General features: G+C 65.3%; 16 protein-coding genes. 12 read left to right on the top strand and 4 right to left on the bottom strand.

The window, feature by feature from the left end; all coding sequences use genetic code 11:
- Nucleotides 1-197: 197 nt before the first annotated feature.
- From ACZ5MJ_RS09635 to ACZ5MJ_RS09615, 5 genes are all read left to right on the top strand, one after another.
- Nucleotides 198-1,118: an alpha/beta hydrolase gene (locus ACZ5MJ_RS09635; protein WP_464223614.1), complete on the top strand. Its 921-nt coding sequence runs from the start codon at nt 198-200 to the stop codon at nt 1,116-1,118.
- Between the two features lie 47 nt (nt 1,119-1,165).
- Nucleotides 1,166-2,071, top strand: a complete 906-nt coding sequence (locus tag ACZ5MJ_RS09630; protein WP_464223613.1) for an NAD(P)-dependent oxidoreductase — start codon at nt 1,166-1,168, stop codon at nt 2,069-2,071.
- Nucleotides 2,072-2,214: 143 nt separating this feature from the next.
- Entirely contained in the window at nt 2,215-2,967 is a 753-nt protein-coding gene (locus tag ACZ5MJ_RS09625) for an IclR family transcriptional regulator (protein ID WP_464223612.1), read from the top strand.
- Between the two features lie 71 nt (nt 2,968-3,038).
- On the top strand, nt 3,039-3,821 hold the full coding sequence (locus ACZ5MJ_RS09620) for an IclR family transcriptional regulator (protein ID WP_464223611.1): 783 nt from the start codon (nt 3,039-3,041) through the stop codon (nt 3,819-3,821).
- Nucleotides 3,822-4,142: 321 nt separating this feature from the next.
- Complete coding sequence (locus ACZ5MJ_RS09615) at nt 4,143-5,348, top strand: ABC transporter substrate-binding protein (RefSeq protein ID WP_464223610.1); 1,206 nt, start codon at nt 4,143-4,145, stop codon at nt 5,346-5,348.
- A 182-nt stretch (nt 5,349-5,530) separates the two neighbouring features.
- Here the strand turns inward: ACZ5MJ_RS09615 and ACZ5MJ_RS09610 are convergent, their stop codons facing one another.
- Entirely contained in the window at nt 5,531-6,670 is a 1,140-nt protein-coding gene (locus ACZ5MJ_RS09610; RefSeq protein WP_464223609.1) for a porin, read from the bottom strand.
- Between the two features lie 267 nt (nt 6,671-6,937).
- Here ACZ5MJ_RS09610 and ACZ5MJ_RS09605 point away from each other — a divergent pair, with 267 nt between their 5' ends.
- Nucleotides 6,938-7,063, top strand: a complete 126-nt coding sequence (locus ACZ5MJ_RS09605) for a hypothetical protein (RefSeq protein WP_464223608.1) — start codon at nt 6,938-6,940, stop codon at nt 7,061-7,063.
- Between the two features lie 9 nt (nt 7,064-7,072).
- Here ACZ5MJ_RS09605 and ACZ5MJ_RS09600 read toward each other — a convergent pair whose 3' ends face one another.
- Together ACZ5MJ_RS09600 and ACZ5MJ_RS09595 are read right to left on the bottom strand one after the other, a co-directional pair.
- A complete protein-coding gene (locus ACZ5MJ_RS09600; protein WP_464223607.1) occupies nt 7,073-8,500 on the bottom strand; it encodes an MmgE/PrpD family protein in 1,428 nt (475 codons plus the stop codon).
- 72 nt (nt 8,501-8,572) lie between these two features.
- Complete coding sequence (locus ACZ5MJ_RS09595) at nt 8,573-9,544, bottom strand: Bug family tripartite tricarboxylate transporter substrate binding protein (RefSeq protein WP_464223606.1); 972 nt, start codon at nt 9,542-9,544, stop codon at nt 8,573-8,575.
- Between the two features lie 542 nt (nt 9,545-10,086).
- Between ACZ5MJ_RS09595 and ACZ5MJ_RS09590 the strand changes: the two genes are divergently transcribed.
- From ACZ5MJ_RS09590 to ACZ5MJ_RS09565, 6 genes are all read left to right on the top strand, one after another.
- Nucleotides 10,087-12,027 carry an AMP-binding protein gene (locus tag ACZ5MJ_RS09590; protein WP_464223605.1) on the top strand — a complete coding sequence of 647 codons (1,941 nt, stop codon included), beginning with the start codon at nt 10,087-10,089 and terminating at the stop codon, nt 12,025-12,027.
- Nucleotides 12,028-12,108: 81 nt separating this feature from the next.
- Nucleotides 12,109-12,939, top strand: a complete 831-nt coding sequence (locus ACZ5MJ_RS09585) for an enoyl-CoA hydratase/isomerase family protein (protein ID WP_464223604.1) — start codon at nt 12,109-12,111, stop codon at nt 12,937-12,939.
- A gap of 241 nt (nt 12,940-13,180) precedes the next feature.
- Nucleotides 13,181-13,777 (top strand): AraC family transcriptional regulator, encoded by a 597-nt coding sequence (locus tag ACZ5MJ_RS09580; RefSeq protein WP_464223603.1) that lies wholly within the window; start codon nt 13,181-13,183, stop codon nt 13,775-13,777.
- Between the two features lie 170 nt (nt 13,778-13,947).
- A complete protein-coding gene (locus tag ACZ5MJ_RS09575) occupies nt 13,948-15,132 on the top strand; it encodes a CaiB/BaiF CoA transferase family protein (RefSeq protein ID WP_464223602.1) in 1,185 nt (394 codons plus the stop codon).
- Nucleotides 15,133-15,360: 228 nt separating this feature from the next.
- On the top strand, nt 15,361-16,605 hold the full coding sequence (locus ACZ5MJ_RS09570; RefSeq protein ID WP_464223601.1) for a CaiB/BaiF CoA transferase family protein: 1,245 nt from the start codon (nt 15,361-15,363) through the stop codon (nt 16,603-16,605).
- A gap of 38 nt (nt 16,606-16,643) precedes the next feature.
- On the top strand, nt 16,644-17,609 hold the full coding sequence (locus ACZ5MJ_RS09565; protein WP_464223600.1) for a tripartite tricarboxylate transporter substrate binding protein: 966 nt from the start codon (nt 16,644-16,646) through the stop codon (nt 17,607-17,609).
- Nucleotides 17,610-17,703: 94 nt separating this feature from the next.
- Here the strand turns inward: ACZ5MJ_RS09565 and ACZ5MJ_RS09560 are convergent, their stop codons facing one another.
- Nucleotides 17,704-18,351: a TetR/AcrR family transcriptional regulator gene (locus ACZ5MJ_RS09560; RefSeq protein WP_464223598.1), complete on the bottom strand. Its 648-nt coding sequence runs from the start codon at nt 18,349-18,351 to the stop codon at nt 17,704-17,706.
- Nucleotides 18,352-18,400: the final 49 nt, after the last annotated feature.

Genomic DNA, 18,400 nt, shown 5'->3' with positions numbered 1-18,400 from the left:
GACGCAGTTCCAATGTACGGAAACGGTAACGCTTGCGTGTTGCCGTACCGGCCCGGCTCGCCATTAAATTGGCGTACAGAACAAATACATGCTGGAGACAGAGCGGTGCCGCGACAGCATCGGTCACATGCCCGCGTCACGCCCTTTTTTGCGCGCTGAGCCCAGCCATCACCGAATCGACACAGGAGCATCGAGACATGCCACTGGATTCCCAGATTGCTGACGTCCTGCGCGCACTGGAGGGCGCGCCGCCCATGGAAACCATGCCTGTAGACAAGCTTCGCGCCAGCATGGTCTACCCGCCTCCGGGCCAGCGCACGCCGGTGGGCGAGGTGGTCGAACTGACCATCCCTTGCCCGACGCATGCCATGGCCGCTCGGCTGTATCGGCCGCCGACCCCAACCCGGGCCGGACTGACCGTGTTCTTCCACGGCGGTGGCTTCGTGATCGGCAACCTGGAGACACACGACCACGTATGCCGCGACCTGTGCCTGCATAGCGGCGCCACCGTGTTGTCGGTGGACTACCGGCTGGCGCCCGAGCACAAGTTTCCCGCCGCCCCCGACGACTGCTTGCGTGCGGTGCGATGGGTCGGAGAGAATGCGCGCTACCTCGGGGTAGATGGTTCGCGCCTGGTGCTGGCCGGGGACAGCGCAGGCGGCACGCTCGCTGCGGTGACCTCGCTGCGGCTGCGCGACGAAGGCGGCCCCGCGGTGCTCGGCCAGGTGCTGGTGTATCCCGTGACGGACTACCACACGCCGCCGACCGAATCGTACATCCAGAATCAAGCAGGTTATTCGCTCACGCGGGCGGCCATGATCCGGTTTTGGGACGACTACCTGGCGGATGCCGGGGACGCGGCGCACCCGCACGCTGCGCCGCTGCGCGCCAGCGACCTGGAGGGCCTGCCGCAGGCGCTGGTGCTCAGTGCAGAGTTCGACCCGTTGCGCGATGAAGGCGAGGCATACGCGCACCGCATGCTCGACGCCGGCGTGCCCGTGACACTCTGGCGGCATCCGGGCCTGATCCATGGCTTCTTCCGCATGGCGGCAGTGTCGACGCAGGCGAGGGCTGCGCTGGCGCGAACCGGCGCATGGATTCAACGCGTGATGGAGTGAACGCTCGACGTGCATCCCATTCTCAACATGCCTTGGAGTTTTCTCGCATGACCGATACCACCAACGTCGGCTTCCTCGGCCTCGGCCAGATGGGCGGAGCCATCGCCGAGCGGCTGCTCGGCCAGCCCTTCCGACTGCATGTGCACGACCCCGCGCCCGGCGCGATGGAGCGGTTCGTGCGCGCCGGCGCGGTCGCGCATGATTCCGCGCGCGCAGTCGCGGACGCGGCCTCGGTGGTCTTCGCCTGCCTTCCCAGTATGAAGGTCTCGCGCGACGTGGCATTCGGCCAGGACGGCGTGGTACATGGCAAGGCCATCAAGCTCTACGCCGACATGTCGACGGTAGGCCGCGCGGCCATTGAGGAGATAACCGCCGGCCTGCAGGCGCGCGGCATCGACACGCTGGACGCACCGGTGACCGGCGGCGCGCCAGTAGCGCGGGCGGGGCGGCTGACGATGCTGGTATCGGGCCGGCCGGCTAGTGTCGAGCAGGCGCGGCCGTTGCTTGCGCTGATGGGCAAGGAGATTCACGTGCTGGGCGACCGGCCTGGCATGGCGCAGGTGATGAAGGTGGTCAACAACATCATTATGGGCGCCAACCTGGTCGTGGCCGCTGAAGGCCTGAGCTTCGGCGCCAAGGCCGGCCTGGATGCCGGGGCCATGCTCGGTGTGCTGCAAAGCGGCACCGGCCAGAGCTTTGCCGCGTGCGAAATCTTGCGCCGCGGCATTGCCGGAACCTTTGACTACGGCGCCGCGTTGACCATCCTCGACAAGGACATGGCACTGGGCCTGTCGGAGGCCGCCGGCCTGGAAGCCGTCATGCCAGTGATCGCGCAGGCCGGTGCCGCCTGGCACGCCGCGCTCGAGGCGGGACTGGGGGCGCAGGACTTTACCTCGATCCTGAAATTCGTCGAGCAGCTGAACCAGACGCTGGTACGGGCGAAGACGGTCTAGCGTGCTGCCGGCCGGGTTCCCATGCAAGCCAACAGGAGATGACGATGTTCCAGCAAGCCGGTATGTGTCCTGCAAGTCGTGAGTACGGTCGGAGCATGGCGCAGGCAAGGCCAGGTCAGTCCGATGACACGGAAAGCGGTGCGATGGTCACGCCTCTGGCGCGGGGCCTGTCGGTGCTGGCGACCTTCCGGCCGGACCGGGTCTGGATGGGCAATACCGAGATCGCGCTGGAGACTGGCCTGCCCGCGCCGACGGTGACGCGGTTGCTGCAGTCCCTGGTCGCGCTGGGCTACCTGCGCCACGACGAGGCGCGCCGCAAGTACCGTCTGGCCGCGGCGTCCTTGTCGCTGGGCTATGCCGCCATCGTCAATGCCCGGATCCAGCGCATCGCTGGTACCGAGATGGCGAAGCTGGCCGAAGCCACCAATACGTATGTGCTGCTCGGCACGCGCGACCGGCTCGACGTGATCGTACTGGAAACCCGCGTGAGCAGCCAGTCAGTGCTGGACCTGCGGCTGGCACCGGGTACGCGCATGCAGATTGCGTCGTCGCTGATGGGATCTGCACTGCTGGCTGCGCTGCCGCAACTGGAACGCAGCTACCTGCAGAGTAGCGCCGAGCGCAGGGCGGGGCGAAAGTGGCCGGGGCTGCGGCGCCAGATGGCCGAGAAGATCTCGCAGGTACATGAGTTGGGCTTCTGCATGCTGCTCGGCGAATGGGAACCGGAACTGGCCTGCGTGGCCGCGCCGGTGCACATTCCCGAGCACCCGCCGCTGGTTCTGGCATGCGTCGGCCGGACCGCACGCATGGCCCGCGCGCGCGTCGAACGCGAACTGGGACCGCAACTCGTCGCGGTAGCCAGGACGCTTGAAGGACGGCTTGCACCGCTGGAATAGGTTCGGGCCGGGTCAGTCCCGGCATTGGTATTGTCCTGCACGACAAACCGGCACAGCAGGAGTCTGAGTAAATGATGTCCCATTCCCCGCAGGTCACCATGACACTGGAGCGTGGGCTCCAGGTGCTGCGCGCGTTCCGTGGCGAGCGCGCACCTTTGACCAACGGCGAGCTGGCACGGCGCACGGGCCTGTCGAGGTCAAGCGTGTCACGCCTGACCTCCACGCTGATACGCCTCGGCTTTATCCGCCGGGTTGCCCGCGGGGCCGAGTTCGAACTGGCCAGCGGCCCGCTCGGGATCGGGCATGCCTGGCTTGCAACGAACCCGGTGACGCGCCTTGTCCATCCATTCATGCAGCAATTGGCCGACCGGCTGGACGTGTCAGTGGCCATGGCCGTGCCCGACCGACTGGACATGCTCTATATCGCCAGCCGGACAAGCTCTCGGATCGCCACGCTGCGGCTCGGCGTTGGCTCGCTGCTGCCAATGGGCGTGACGGCGATCGGGCGCGCGTGGTTGTGGGGGCTGCCGCCGGACTTGCAGGGCGAATACATCGACTCGGTGCTGGAGGCGGCCGGCCCGCAGGCTGGGCAGGTAAAGCTGGGAATCGAATCCGCATTCGCGGATCTGCGCGCGAACGGCGTTTGCATGTCGCTGGGGGAATACCAGCGCGACGCCTATGGCATCGCGTTGCCGATCCGGGTTGGGCCGCGCGCAACGCTGATGTCGTTGAATTGCGGTGCGGTCGACCTGAAGCCTGATGTCGATGCCATCAGGAACCGAATCGTGCCGGAACTCAAGGACGCGGCAGTAGACCTGATGGTACTGCTTCGCGATGTCGACACCGAGCCTTAGTGGGCCGCGGGAGCGGCCGCACCCACGGTACGGCAACGAGGTCATGCAGCGCTGGTCCGCAAATGCGGCGCGCCCAACAGGATCTGATCAGTTCGACGCACGTCTTTCAATGTACGGGACGCCGGCAGTTCCGCTATTGCCCCAACGGGGTGGCCTTCCTAACCTGTGAGAAGCCGTAAGACACACCAAGACACCGTAGACATGGCAGAGCGCCTGCCGGCATCGGCACCTTGCTGATTGCCGCAGCGTTGCTGTGCGCCTGGCCGTGGCTGACGGACAGGTCTCTTACGCGGGATAACCTTCACCATCAGGGACGTCAGCATGAAAACTGCCACCGCAGGCCTTTTGTTCGCGCTTAGCTCCACCCTTGCCGTTGCACAAAGCGGGCAGCCAGTAAAGATCGTGGGTTCGCTCGACCTTAGCGGCCCGGCCGCAAACCTGGGCGCGGACGCGCTCTCCGGGTATGAGTTTGCAGTGGAGGCATTGAACAGGAAGGGCGGGCTGCTTGGGCGCCCGGTCGTTTTCGAGCACCAGGACAATGGCACCAATCCGCAACGTGCCGTCAGCCAGGCTGGAGCGCTCGCCCAGCAAGGTGCGGCGATGCTGCTGGCGCCGGTCAGCTCGGGCGCCACGCTTGCGGTCAGCAAGGCGGTCTCGGCCAGGCAGAAGGTGCCGATGTGCGTGGCGATTTCAGCCGCGGAAGAGATCACGATGAAGGACTACCAGCCTAACGTGTTCTCGATGGCGCCGACGACCTACATGCTGATGCGGGCCGTCACCGGGCGTCTGGCGAAGCAGCCTTACAAGCGCTATGCGTTGCTGGTGCCCGACTACGCGGGCGGCAGGGCTGCGGCAGTACGCTTCAAGGCATTCATGAAGGAGTTGAATCCGCAGGCGCAGATCGTGGTCGAGGAGTATCCCAAGCTGGGCGCTACCGACTATACCGCAAGCATCAACAAGATCCTTGCCGCCAAACCGGACTATGTCTGGGCCCAGATCTACGCGGCCGACCTGCTGACCTTTGCCAAGCAGGCCAAGGCGCTGGATTTTTTCCGGCAGATCAATAATCGCTTCATGACGGTGATGGACACTTCCACGCTGAAGATGCTCGGCGACTACGCGCCTGTGGGGACCGAGGGCTACCAGTACGCCCCGTTCAACTATGTGGGCAAGGCAGGGGACGGGAAGGAATTCGTTGCGCAATATAAGGCAAAGCATGGCAGCGTCCCTTCCGACTGGACCATCAGCGCCTATGACTGCGTGATGACGTGGGCCCAGGCTGTCCGCGAGGCCAAGACCACGGAACCCGAAGCCTTGATGCGCGCCATCGAAGGCCACGAGTTCACCACGCTGCGCGGCCCGCTCCGGTTTGGCAAATACGACCACGAAGCAGAGGTGCCCGTGTACTTCGGCAAAGTCGCGGCGGGCAAGGAGTTCGGGCAGCCGGTTCTGGACATCGACGAAGTGGCCCAGGCCGGGGCGACGCGTCCCTCGCAGGCCGTGGTTGAAAAGGCGCGCAAAGAATGACGGTTGATCAAGCGCCCAGAATCATGGACCGCAACCGGTTTGCAACGGGGGAATGAGATGAACTGGCAGGTGCCGTGGATCGCCGCGCGTCGCCATTCCCGACTGGGCGCAGACCGTTTGGCGCGGCCTGCGCACGGGCTGGCTGATGAGGCCAGTCGCTTGCGACCGGCCTTGCAGCGTGCTTAGAACTTGTGGCGGATGCCGATGGCGGCTCCGAGCATATTGGTCTTGTCGCTCCCCAGGAAATAGCCGTTGGCAAAGCTGATTGCCGAGGTGTCGAAGTTCAGTCCCGAATTCTTGGAGAACGCGGTCGTCAGATAGACGTCGGTCCGCTTCGAGAAGCTGTAGTCCGCCATGAACGTGACCTGCCACGGGTTCTTGATATTGACCCCGCCAAGATTCTTCACGTCGTCGTAGTAATAGGCCAGGGTCAGGCTGAGCGCGGAAGTGGCCTGGTAGTTGGCGCCAATCCAGTAGTAGTTGTCGCGCAGCAAGGTGGCGTCGGTGGCGCTGATGTTCCTGCCCCAGCGGTAGCCGCCCATGAGCTTGGCATTGCCAACGGCATAACTTGCCGCCACCGCTGCCTTCTTGAACGTCCCGGTGCCGCCCGTCGCATTCAGGGTGGGGTTGTACTGGTCATAGGCGATCCCTGCCGCGAACGGGCCCGCCGCGTAGTTGAGCGCTGCGCCATAGCCGGTATCGCGCCGGAACTGTCCTGGCACTTCACCCGCCCCGGCCGCGCCGTTGCCGAACGACCAATGCGCAAGCATGCCGAGGCCGCCAAACTGCCCGGTGTATTTTGCGACGTTGTCCGAGCGGAAATTCACGCCGGTCAGGGCGATCAGAGGCTCGTACTGAAGTGAATAAGCCATCGGCGAATAGTTCGTCAGGCCGTCAAAGAGACTCGTGTACTGGCGCCCGAAGGTGACTTTGCCGGCTTGCGCATGATCGAGGCCGACGAATGCCTGACGGCCAAACAGGCGCCCGCCTTGCGTCGATTTACCGTCGTCGACGCCAAAGCCGCTCTCCAGTACGAACACAGCCTTCAGTCCACCGCCCAGGTCTTCCGCACCCCGCAGGCCCCAGCGCGACCCGGAAAGTCCACCCGAGTTGAGGCGTACCAGGTCGTGCCCCGGCCCGACGGCGAAGGCATTGGCCGCGCTTGGAGTCACCGACGACATGTTGGTCACGTACTCTACGTTTGCGTCGAGTACTCCGTAGAGCGTGACGCTGGTTTGTGCCTGAGCCAGGCCCGCGGCCAGTACGGCAGGAACTCCGATGAACCATTTCTTGCGACGGTTGACTTGGCTGATTGACGGCATTCGACTCCTCCTTTTTGATTTTAAGAAAGGGTTATCACCCCAACTGCGAGCAATGCTGGATTGCGCTCCGATGGCGGTCAATCGTGCCGGGCGAAACGTCCCGTACTTCGAAACAATGAGACCGCTACGCGCCGCGGGCGGGAAATCTCGATGCATGGAAAATTACGTGGTGCGGATTGGTGTGCCTCGGGCCTGCGGTCAGGAATCGGGCGCTTCATTGCCCGCCCGTTCTCTGCAGCGCCAATAGCGGGTTACGGTGCCGATTTCATGCCGGGCGACTGCGTCGTGGCGGCGCAGACCTTCGACCTGGGCGTGATCCAGATGGCACCGGCAGATGCGCATGGCCGGTGCTCTCTGGGGCCGTCCTTCGAGTTCCTGCCCGTGGCCAGGTGAGGCCGGACCTCAGCGTTTCCCGGGCCGCAGGTCAGCCAGGATCGACGCGATGTTCCCCACGCTCTCCAGGTCCCGCACCGCATCGATGACGCGAGCGATGTTGGCCTCGGGGATGACGTCCCGCGCGTTGTCGCGGAACTTCTGCACCAGCTCATCCGTGCTCATATGGCTGGCCGGATCGGGGGAGGGGCTCCCCTTTGGATAGCGCCGCTCGCCGGTAAAGGTCTGGCCGCGCGCCGAGACCTGGATCTTCGCCGGCCGGCTGGCCGCGTGGCCGGTCAGCAGCGCCACGTAGTCGGGGTGGACCGCGTGCTCGACCTTGTCCATCAGGCGCATCACGGATTCGCCGAAGACCAGTTCAGGATCCTGCCAGGCCTTGCCCGGCGGCACGCGATGCGCGCCCAGCGCGATGCCGTGCGCGATGCTGAACTGTGCGTCGTGCACATGCTGGATATCTCGGTTGAGCCATACCGGCTGCTCGACGAAGCCTTCGACCCAGACCTTGATTCCGTCGATCTCGTCCGGCTGCAGTTCGTTCTGGTCAACAATCTCGTTGAGGCTGTCCAGCAGGGCATGCAGGATGCGGCAGTGCGGGTAGGGCTTGTACGCCTGCTCGGTGGGGAACTGCCAGTCGGTGCCGAGTGCCGCGAGGATGCGGTCCGGCTCCCAGCGCGTGGTGCCGATAAAACGCGGGAAACCGTATTCCCGGTCATCGAGGATCTGCAGGTCGCCGCGGTGGCCGAACTCGGCCATGTGGGCGGCGGCCATGGCCGCCTGCGTCAACGCGCCGGCAAGCAGGTACTTGATCGTGGAGCTGGGCGCATGCTGGAACCAGGCGACCTGCGAATTCACCGGGCTGATGCTGCCGGCAATCCCCAGCGCATGCGCTGTCGTCTCGGCGCCCAGGCCCTTCAGCTTGACGATGGCCGCCGTCGCGCCGAAGACAGTGCTGCTGTAGCCATAGATCTTCGGCGGCGACACCTTGCCGTCCTTGGTGTCGCGCAGGTAGTCCATGGCCTTGCCTAGGCGATAGGACATCTCGTGCGAGACGGCCAGCGCGGTGATCAGGTCCTGGCCGGACCGGCCCATGGCTTCGCCGACCGCCAGTGCGCCGGGCAGGACATAGGGCGTCACATGGCCCGGCGGCACCACCGCATCCATGTCGAGGGCGTTGATCAGTTCACCATTGGCAAAGGCCGCGCCGACGACCGACACCCGCTGGTCGGTGCCGATGATGGTGGCGTCGCCCGCGGCGCCGCCCATCAGTGCGCCGTAGTCGATCCCGATCTTGCCCTTGGGCTGGTCGACGGCGGCCAGCGCGCATCCCAGGGAATCCAGGACGATGCGCTTGCATTCGTCCACGACGGCCGGGGGCAGCGTGTCGTAGGTGCTTTGTTGCGTAAAGCCGGCAAGTTGCTCGACGATGGTTGTTGCCATTGCATTCTCTCCAGGTCAGGTGTCGCGCCCCTGCAGCAGGGGCTGACAGGGGCGCTCGGCTTGTCGTTCGGCTTACTCCTTCGGAATGCCCAGGTCCGCTACGACTTTGATATTGCGCTGCAGATCCTGGCGCAAGAATTCGGTGAAGTCATCTGGAGACATGCTGCCGGCTTCGGCGCTGTCCTTGCGGAACCGCTCGCGCACGACCTCGCTGGCCTGCGCCGCCTTCAATGCCTTCGCCAGCCGCATGACGATCGGCGTTGGCGTACCGGCCGGCGCCGTCAGGCCCATATAGACATAGAAGCTGTAGTTGGGCAGGCCCTGTTCGGCCAGTGTCGGAATATCAGGAAACGCCGGCAGGCGCTTGGGTGATGTAACCGCGAACGCGCGCAGCTTGCCGTCCTGGACGTATGGGCCCGACGAATTGGCGCCGTCGAAGATCATGTTGACGCGCCCGCCGAGCACGTCCGGCATGGCGCCGGCGTTCCCCTTGTAGGGCACATGAAGCATCTTGATGCTGGCCTGGTGCACGAACAGCGCCGCGGCCATATGGGTACTGGTGCCCGTGCCTGCGGTGGCATAGGAGAGCATGCCCGGGCTGACTTTGGCATGCGCGATCAACTGTGGCAGGGTCTTGTCCGGCTGGGCGGAGAAGCCCACCATGATCAACGGGGCCTTGTTCATCATGCCGATGCCGGTGAAGTCCCGCGCCAGGTCATAGCCCGGCTCCAGCTTGGTGGCCTGCGCCAGCGCCAGGGTGTTGGCGGTGGCGAGGATGGTGTAGCCATCCGGCTTCTGGGCCTTCACATAACGGATGCCTAGCATCCCGGCAGCCCCCGCCATGTTTTCCACGACCACGGGTTGGCCGAGGTTCTCGGCCATCTGCTGCGCCACGGTGCGGGTCGTGACGTCAAGCAATGCGCCCGGCGCCGAGTTCACGATGATTCGAACAGGCCTGGCTGGATAGGCGTCCGCCGCGAATGTCGGGACTGCGGTCGACGCAATGATGATCGCGCCGCACAGGCGGTGAAGGGGATAGGTCATTGCTGTGGTCTCCTGACTCGATATTTTTGTTGGCAGTCCTGCGTGCAGGGTGCCCATAACCACGCATGATCGGAATTCGGGGCAGGCGAGGTCAATGCCGGGCTCGCCGGCGTTCCGTGCAATGAGCGGGCATGGCAAGTCGGACTGCGCGGGTGCCCCGTGTTGTGGCGTCTGCGGCGCATGGTCGGTGCGCGCAATAAGTGGGTAACGCCCAGGGAACTCCGTCGAACCGGCCCCTAATCAAACCTAACATTCGTCAGGTATAGCGTGCTGCTATGCGCCGCGAGCTCGAGGGTATCGCGCGCAAGTACATCCGATGCCCTTGTTGCAGCTAGCAGGCGCGAGGCCGTCAATCCGGGATCGAGTCGATCTGGCCGAGCGCGCCACGGCATTCCAAAGTACGGCACAACCCCGCTGCGCCGATTGACTTGCTTTGGTACGTCGCGCACGCTGGACTTATGCGATGGCCCTCCTGATGCCGCATGAACTGTCTTGACCACATCGCGCCGCAGCAACCGTGCAACCAATACGCTGGATTTTCGATGAGTGACTCTCTGCACAATGACTGGATCCCTACGGGAGACGATATCGCCACGGCGAACGTGTCGGCGCTGGCTACGCGCCTGGGCCTGAAGGACTACGACGAACTGCTCGATTTCTCAAATGAGAAGCCTGAGGAGTACTGGAAGGCCGTGATTGATTTCTGCGGCATGGTGTGGGACGTCCCGTACGAGCGATACGTCGATGCCTCCAGAGGCCAGCCGTTCCCGAAGTGGTTCCCGGGCGGCCAGCTCAACTGGGTCAGGTCCGCGCTGCAGTGGGCCGATGATCCTGCCATGGCGTCGCGGGCCGCGGTGGTGGCCGAGAAGGAGAGCGGTGCGACCGAGACGCTCACGTACGCCGAATTGGCGCGGAAGGTGGCCGCTTTCGCCGGGGGCCTGAAAGCCCTTGGCGTGAAGCGCGGCGACCGTGTCGGCCTGCTGATGGAGAACGGTGTCGAGGCGACCGTGACCGCGCTGGCGATAGCCTGGATCGGCGCAGTGACGGTACCGCTGTTCAGCGGCTTCGGCGTTGATGCGATCGTGTCGCGCCTGTCGTCATGCTCGGCCAGCGCGCTGGTGGCCACCACTGGTTTTTCGCGCCGCGGCAAATGGGTCGACACGCGCATACTGGTGGAAGAAGCGCTGCAGCGCCTGCCGGACATCGGCACCACGATCTGGAAGCATGCGGGTGAGGCGATTGCCTTCGGCGGCACGGTGGCGGACTGGCAACAGGTGGCAGGTGCGCAGCCGGATGCCGCGCCGCAGCGGATGTCGCCCGACGATCCCTTCATGATCATCTATACTTCGGGCACTACCGGCAAGCCCAAGGGCACCGTGCATACCCACGGCAGCTTCCCGATGAAGATCGCGCACGATTCGGCGGTGCATTTCAACGTCAGCCCGAAGGACGTGTTCTGCTGGCCGGCTGACATGGGCTGGGTTGCCGGCACGCTGGTGATGTCGTGCGCGTTGCTGCGCGGCGCCACGCTGGTCTGCTATGACGGCGCCCCGGATTACCCGGACTGGTCGCGTATGTCGCGCATCGTCGAACGCCACGGCGTCACGCACTACGGCTCGGCGCCGACGCTGATCCGGGGCCTGGCCGCCAACGAGGCCATCGCCACGCAAGGCGATACGTCCACGGTCAGGCTGCTGATCACGGCCGGGGAGGCTATCGATCCCGAACACTTCCTGTGGTTCCAGAAGGCCTTCGGCGGTGGCCGCAGCCCGGTCATCAATTACACCGGCGGCACCGAGGTGTCCGGCGCACTGCTGTCCAGCGTGATCGTCAAGCCGATCAGCCCGGCCGGGTTCAACACCGCCTCGCCGTCGGTGGCCGCCGACGTGGTCGATGCCGATGGCAGGTCGCTGACCAATACCGTGGGCGAACTGGCCATCCGCCGCCCCTTTGTCGGCATGACGCAGTCGTTCTGGCAGGACGACGCGCGCTACCTGGATACCTACTGGCACACCATTCCAGGCATCTGGGTGCACGGCGACCTGGCGCTGCGCCGCGACGACGGCACCTGGTTCATGATGGGCCGTTCCGACGACACCATCAAGCTGGCGGGCAAGCGGCTTGGCCCGGCCGAGATCGAGGACGTGCTGCTGGAGCTGCCCGAGATCGCCGAAGCCGCGGCGATCGGCGTGGAAGACCCGGTCAAGGGCCAGAAGCTCGTGGTCTTCCTGGTGCCTTCCGCTGCCATGGCGCTGACGAACGAGGGGCTGGCGGCAGCTGTCGGCAAGCATGTCGACGGCCGGCTGGGGCGCCCGTTCCGCCCGTCTGTGGTCCATGTGGTCGCGCAGCTGCCCAAGACGCGCAGCTCGAAGATCATGCGGCGCGTCATCCGCAGCGTCTACACCGGCGTGCCCGCCGGTGACCTGTCGGCGCTGGACAACCCGCCGGCCCTCGAAGAGATTCGCGCCGCCGCCGCGCACTGAGCGCGCGCATTGATTGACGGGGGCGTGTGTATTTCCTTGTTCGCTGCACACGCACCCGCACTTTTTTGTTCAGGAGATTCCATGTCGAAGAGCAATGCCGCGCCGGGCGCGGCTTATGAAAACTATTCGAGCCTGGCCTTTGACCGCCCCGGTGAAGGCGTGCTGCGTATCACGCTGAACCGTCCCGAACGCCTGAACGCGCTCGATGCGCGCGGCCACGACGAGATCGCCCGGGTCTGGCGCGATATCGACGCCGATCCCACCGTCGGCGCCGTGGTGCTGTGCGGCGCGGGCAAGGCCTTCTCGGCCGGCGGCGACTTCGACATGGTCGAGGAAATGATCGATTCCTTCGAGGCGCGCGCCCGCGTCTGGCGCGAATCGAAAGACCTGGTCTACAACATCATCAACTGCTCCAAGCCGATCGTTTCGGCGATCCACGGCTCTGCGGTCGGCGCCGGACTGGTTGCCGCGCTGCTGGCCGATATCTCCGTGGCGGCTCGCACCGCGCGCCTGGTGGATGGCCATACGCGCCTTGGCGTCGCGGCTGGCGACCACGCGGCGATCGTGTGGCCGCTGTTGTGCGGCATGGCCAAGGCCAAATACCACCTGATGCTGTGCGAGCCAGTGAGCGGCGAGAAGGCGGAGCAGATGGGGCTGGTGTCGCTCGCCGTGGACGAAGCGGAGCTGCAGGACACGGCAGTATCGATCGCCACGCGGCTGGCCAATGGCGCGCCGTCGGCGATCCGCTGGACCAAGTATGCGCTGAACAACTGGCTGCGCCAGGCAGGCCCGACCTTCGACGCCTCGCTGGCGCTGGAGATGTTTGGCTTCGGCGGCCCCGAGGTCAGGGAGGGCGTGGCCTCGTTCCGCGAGAAGCGGGCGCCCATGTTCCCGCGCACGACCACAGCCTGAGCGGGAAGGGCGACAACGGGGCGGGCGATCCGGTCTTGTTGTCGGCGCATTTCCCTGGGGCGATGCACCTGCTTCGCCTGCTGGAGGAACGGTCGATCCGGTCTTGGTCGACGCCGTCGGCAGTACCGACGAATAGCAGCGCCCTGTCGTGGCGATAAACGGTATGTTCGGAAATTGCATAGGCGGGAAACCGGCCTGGCGGCGATGATGTTCATCGTCCCTGACCGCTTTCGGAACCACCATGCGCGTTCATCTGCAGTCCCACATACACGTCAGCCTGTATCGGCTGTTGCTGGCCTTCCCGCTGTCTGTCGCCGCCACGCACGGCAGGCTCGTGATCAGGCGACGGGGGTATGAACGCCTGCTGCTGCCCGGGCAGGAGGTCACCATCGAGCCGTTCGACACCATCGACCTGCACCTGGACGGCAGCAGCATGCAGCCATCCGCCTGTATCCTGGAGATCCAGGACATGGTGCCCGCGGCGCTGCACGCTTGCCTGCATCACCGTATCTGCAAACGTGTTTTCCTGCAGCCACAGTACGCGTGGAGCGCCGCCTTTATCGCTGAGCGGCTGAATTTGTCCACCGCACAGGTACGCCGCACGCTGTTCGCGCAGGGGACGGCCCTGACCGATCTTTGCCGCACGCAACGGCTGATGCGGGTCCTGCTCGAAGCCATGGCGGGCGATGTTGCGTTGTCTGCTCTGGGGCGCTTCGCCGGCTGGCCTGCCACCAGTGACCTCGACTCGGCTTTCTACGACCGCTTCGGCTTGTCGATGGATGCGGCCAGGCGGCTCGCGATCCTCCGCTCTTCCGACCGGCGGCTCTCGGTCGCCTGAAATGGGCGACGCGGTACGCTGGTTTCCGGTGCCGATCCGGCCAGGCAATTTCAATGCACGGAACGTCCTGGGAGCCTTGATTGACCAGCGAAGGGCCGGCGGTCAGGATCGATTCCATCAGCCGTCGTCTCACCCAGACGAGGCAGCCAGTGAGATGGAAGCCAAAGAAGATGTCCAAGGTGCTTGAAGGTATCCGCGTCCTCGATTTCGGGCGCTTTATTGCCGGTCCGTTCTGCGCAGCGTTGCTCGCCGATTACGGTGCCGACGTCATCCGGATCGACCGGGTCGGTGGCAGCGAAGACCGGTTCATCGTGCCGGTCACTGCCTCAGGGGAGGGGGCGCTGTTCCTGCAGTGCAACCGCAACAAGCGTTCGATCACGCTGGACATCAACAGCGAGGAGGGCCGCGAAGTGGTGCGCCGCCTGGTGGAGACGGCTGACGTGGTGGTGGCGAACATGCCGCCGAAGACGCTCGCGAACCTGGGACTGGATTACGCAACGCTCAGTGCGATCAATCCCGGCATCATCCTGACCGCTTCGACGGCCTTCGGCTCACATGAAGGCGCTGGCCACCGCGTCGGCTTCGACGGGGTGGGGCAGGCGATGAGCGGCGCAGTCTACATGTCGGGCACCCCGGACAGCCCCACCAAGGCGATGGTGCCGGTGGTCGATTTCTCGACCGCCTTGTCGTGCGCGCTCGGCACAGTGATGGCGCTGTACGAGCGGCGCAACAGCGGGCGCGGGCAATGCGTCGAGGCGTCGCTGCTGCAGACGGCGCTGAACCTGTCCAGCGGGGCGCTGATCGAGGAAGCGGCGCTTGCCATCGACCGGCAGGCGATGGGCAACCGCAGCCCCTCCTATGGACCCTCGGACATCTTCCGCGTGGCCGACGGCTGGATCATCGCCCAGGTGATCGGGCAGCCGCTGTTCCGGCGCTGGGCCAACCTGATCGGTGCTCCGGAACTGGTGGACGATCCCCGCTTCAGCGACGACCTGCGGCGCGGCGAGCACGGTGAGTTCCTGAGCGACCTGATGGGCCAATGGTGCGCCACCCGCACTCGCGATGACGCGCTGCGGGAATTGGAGAAGGCCAAGATCCCGGCGGCGCCGATCTATTCCCCGCGCGAGGCGCTGGACGATGCGTCGATCCAGGAGTCCGGCGCCTACATCTGGCTCGACTACCCCGGATTGCCGCGCAAGGCACCGATCGTGGCGCCGCCCGCAGTGCTGTCGCGTACCCCGCCCGATGTTGCGCGGCGGCCGCCCATGGTTGGCGAACACACCGAAGAAGTGCTGGCTGAGGTGGGCTACGACCGCTCGCAGCTGCAAGTCATGCGCAAGGCCGGAATCGTCTGACCGCACGATCCGCACCGCGAGCAATTCGCACAATGCGAACCGGTGGTTCGCCAGTGACTACTTGAGCGCAACCGCCCGGTTCCACTAGCATCGAATAAGGGTTACGGGGACCTGTCCCGGCCAAAGGCCCGGAAAGCACGGTGCCCTCGCGTAGCGAACAGTCATAAGGCAATGGAAGTGGAAAGGGCCCGGCCGCATGATGCCGGACCGACAAGAAAGGAGACAGCAGTGCAAGCAAATCAATCGCGGCCACTTGAAGGCATCCGCGTACTGGACCTGACCGTGGCGCTTGCCGGGCCGTATGGCTCGCTGCTGCTTGGCGGAATGGGCGCGGAGGTGATCCGCGTGGAAGCGCCCGGTGGTGGGGACATCGCACGGACCAACCCGCCGTTCGTTGGCAGCCACGGCATCCACTTTGGCCAGCGTGAAGACGGCGAGGTATCGCTGACGGTCCTGAACCGGGCCCGCAACAAGAAGAGCATCACGCTGGACCTGAAATCGGAGCAGGGCCGCGAACTGTTCATGCGGCTGGCCGAGGAATGCGACGTAGTGCTCGAGAACTTCAGCGAAGGCACCACCGCCAAGCTAGGCGTGGACTACGAGCAGGTGAAGCAGCGCAATCCGCGCATCGTCTATGCGTCGGTCAAGGCGATGGGCGAGCCAAGTGCGTTCCCGGGGCTCAAGGGCATGGACATCATCGTCCAGGCGCTCAGCGGCCTGATGGAGGTCACTGGCTACGCCGATGGCCCGCCGACGCGTTGCGGCCTGCCGATCGCGGACCTGGTCGCGCCGATGTATGTCGTCAATGGCATCCTGGCCGCGCTGATCCATCGGGGCCGCACCGGCGAGGGCCAGCATGTGCAAGTGTCGATGCTGGATTGCCTGGCATCGTGGGTGGCTGAAGAGCACTTTGACGTCATGGGACGGGAAGGCTATCCCTCGCGCACTGGCAATTACCACGACCGGCTCGCGCCGTTCGGGGTCTACCCGACGCTGGACGGGCACGTGGCGATTGTCGCGTTCCACCCGGACTGGATGCGCGGGCTGCTGGAATCGATCGGTCAACCCGAGCTGCTTGAGGACCCCCGTTTCCGCGGCCGCGGGCCGCGCATGCGCAATGCCGCGGCACTCAACGAGATAATCGCGGGCTGGACGAAGCAGCGCAGCTCGGCCGAGGTGGTGCACGAACTGCTGGACAACCGCGGCGTGCCCTGCGCGCCGGTGCGCAAGCCCGACGAGGTGCTGCACGACCAGCGGCTGCATGACAGCGGCGCGCTGATGCACCTGGCCCACCCCGAGTTCGGCCCGGTGGACGCCGTGGGCATGGGCCTGCCGATCCGGTTCTCGGCGACGCCATCGCAGTTCGACCGGCCTGCCATGGAGCTGGGCGGTGCCAACGAGGAGATCTACGGCAGGCTGCTCAAGCTCAGCCCGAAAGAGATCCAGGCATTGCGCGAAACGGGGATCGTCTAACCATTGCCCCACCGTCTGATCCAACAGGAGATAACGCAATGATTTCACGCCGTACTTGCCTGCAGCTGCTACCCGCGCTGGCAGCGCTACCGCTGTCGGCACTTGCGCAGGCCTACCCGTCCCGCCCGGTCCGCTTTATCGTGCCGCTGAGCCCGGGCTCCGGTACCGATGTCGTTGCGCGCTACATGAGCGCGGAATTGGCGAAGACGATGGGCGGGTCGTTCGTCGTCGAGAACCGCATGGGCGCCAGCGGGATCATCGGCACCGATCTGGTAGCAAAGGCGCCCGCCGACGGCTATACGATCCTGTTCAACTACGCGGCGCACTACTCGAACCAGTTCGTGGAGAGGACGCCGTATGACGCGGTCGGCGACTTCGAGCCGATCGCCCGCCTGGCGACCTCGGCGATGGTGCTGGTCACTGCGGCGAACTCGCCGTTGCACACGGTGGGGGACCTCATTACCGCCGCGAAACGCAAGCCGGACGGGTTGTCCTATGGCTCACCAGGCAATGGCACCACGCCGCAGATGGCGGCGGCGCTGATGAGCAATATGGCCGGGATCCGGATGAACCACGTTGCCTACAAGGCGCCGGCGCAGGTCGCAATCGATGTGGCGGGCGGACGGCTGGATGCCGGCTTCGGCGGCGTGGCCACGTCGTTGCCGCTGGTGAAGGCGGGGCGCTTGCGGGTGCTGGCCGTGACCGGCAAGCAGCGGTCGGGCTATTTCCCCGACGCGCCCACCCTGGACGAGGCCGGCCTGAAGGGCTATGAACTGGTCACCCCGATCTGGGCATTTGCCCGCCGCGGCACGCCGCAGGCAATCGTCACGCAGTTGTCCGACGCCATGACTAGATCCGCCGCGGCGCCGGCCTTCAAGGCGTTCTGCATCAGCCAGGGGCTGGAGATCGACATCCAGGACGCTGCCAGAGCACGCGCCAATGCGCCGGCCGAACTTGAGCGCTGGAAGAAGCTGGTGGCGCTGTCTCAGGCGAAGGCAGGATAACTATGCCGGCATGCTGGGGGCATTCTCCCTCTCTCCCGAATGCCGGAGAGGGGGAACCCGGTCCGCGATCGGAAGGTGCTGCTGCCGTATTGGCTCACGAAGCCACAGCCTGCGCCCGCCTCGCCGGCTTGCGCACCTGCTTAGGCCGGACGCCTTCAAACAGGATGGCGCAGAGTTCGTCGATCACCTTTTCGGGCGAACCCTTCTTCGGGCTGAACCAGGTCTGCACTGAAGTGATCGTGCTCAGGACGAACACGCGGCACAGGGCGATGTCGATGTCCTCGCGCAGGTGTCCTTCGGTGCGCAGGTCTTCCAGCATGCCGCTCCAGAATGCCTGATGCTGGGCCCGTCGCTTGAGATGGCGCTCGCGCACCTTGTCCGGCAACTCGGCCAGCTGGCGCCCATGCGCCAGGGTGTAGTCGCCATACTTGATCATCGCGCTGAAGAGGCCGAGCAGGCCGGCACGGAAGCGCTGCTCAGCGTCGGCGCCTGGCGGCAGCGCCGCGATGCGCGCCTGCGTGTGCGCAAAGATGTTTTGGGCGCCGTGCTCCATCACCGCGTCCAGCAGTTCTTCCTTCGAGGAGAAGTGGTAGTAGATGCTGGCCGCTTCGATGCCGGCCTGGTCGGCAATCCCGCGCATGGTCGTGGCGGCATAGCCTTGCGTGCCAAAGGCGCGCGCCGCCAGGCGCATCAGCTTCTCGCGGGTGTCCACAGTGGTGGCGTTGGCCTGGCGTTTTGTCATGACTTATGAGGGCCTGAGCCGGGTTCCTGACAGGGTTGCGGGGATACTC

Source organism: Cupriavidus sp. LA-1, assembly GCF_055385985.1.
This window is presented reverse-complemented; position numbering and strand designations above follow the sequence as displayed.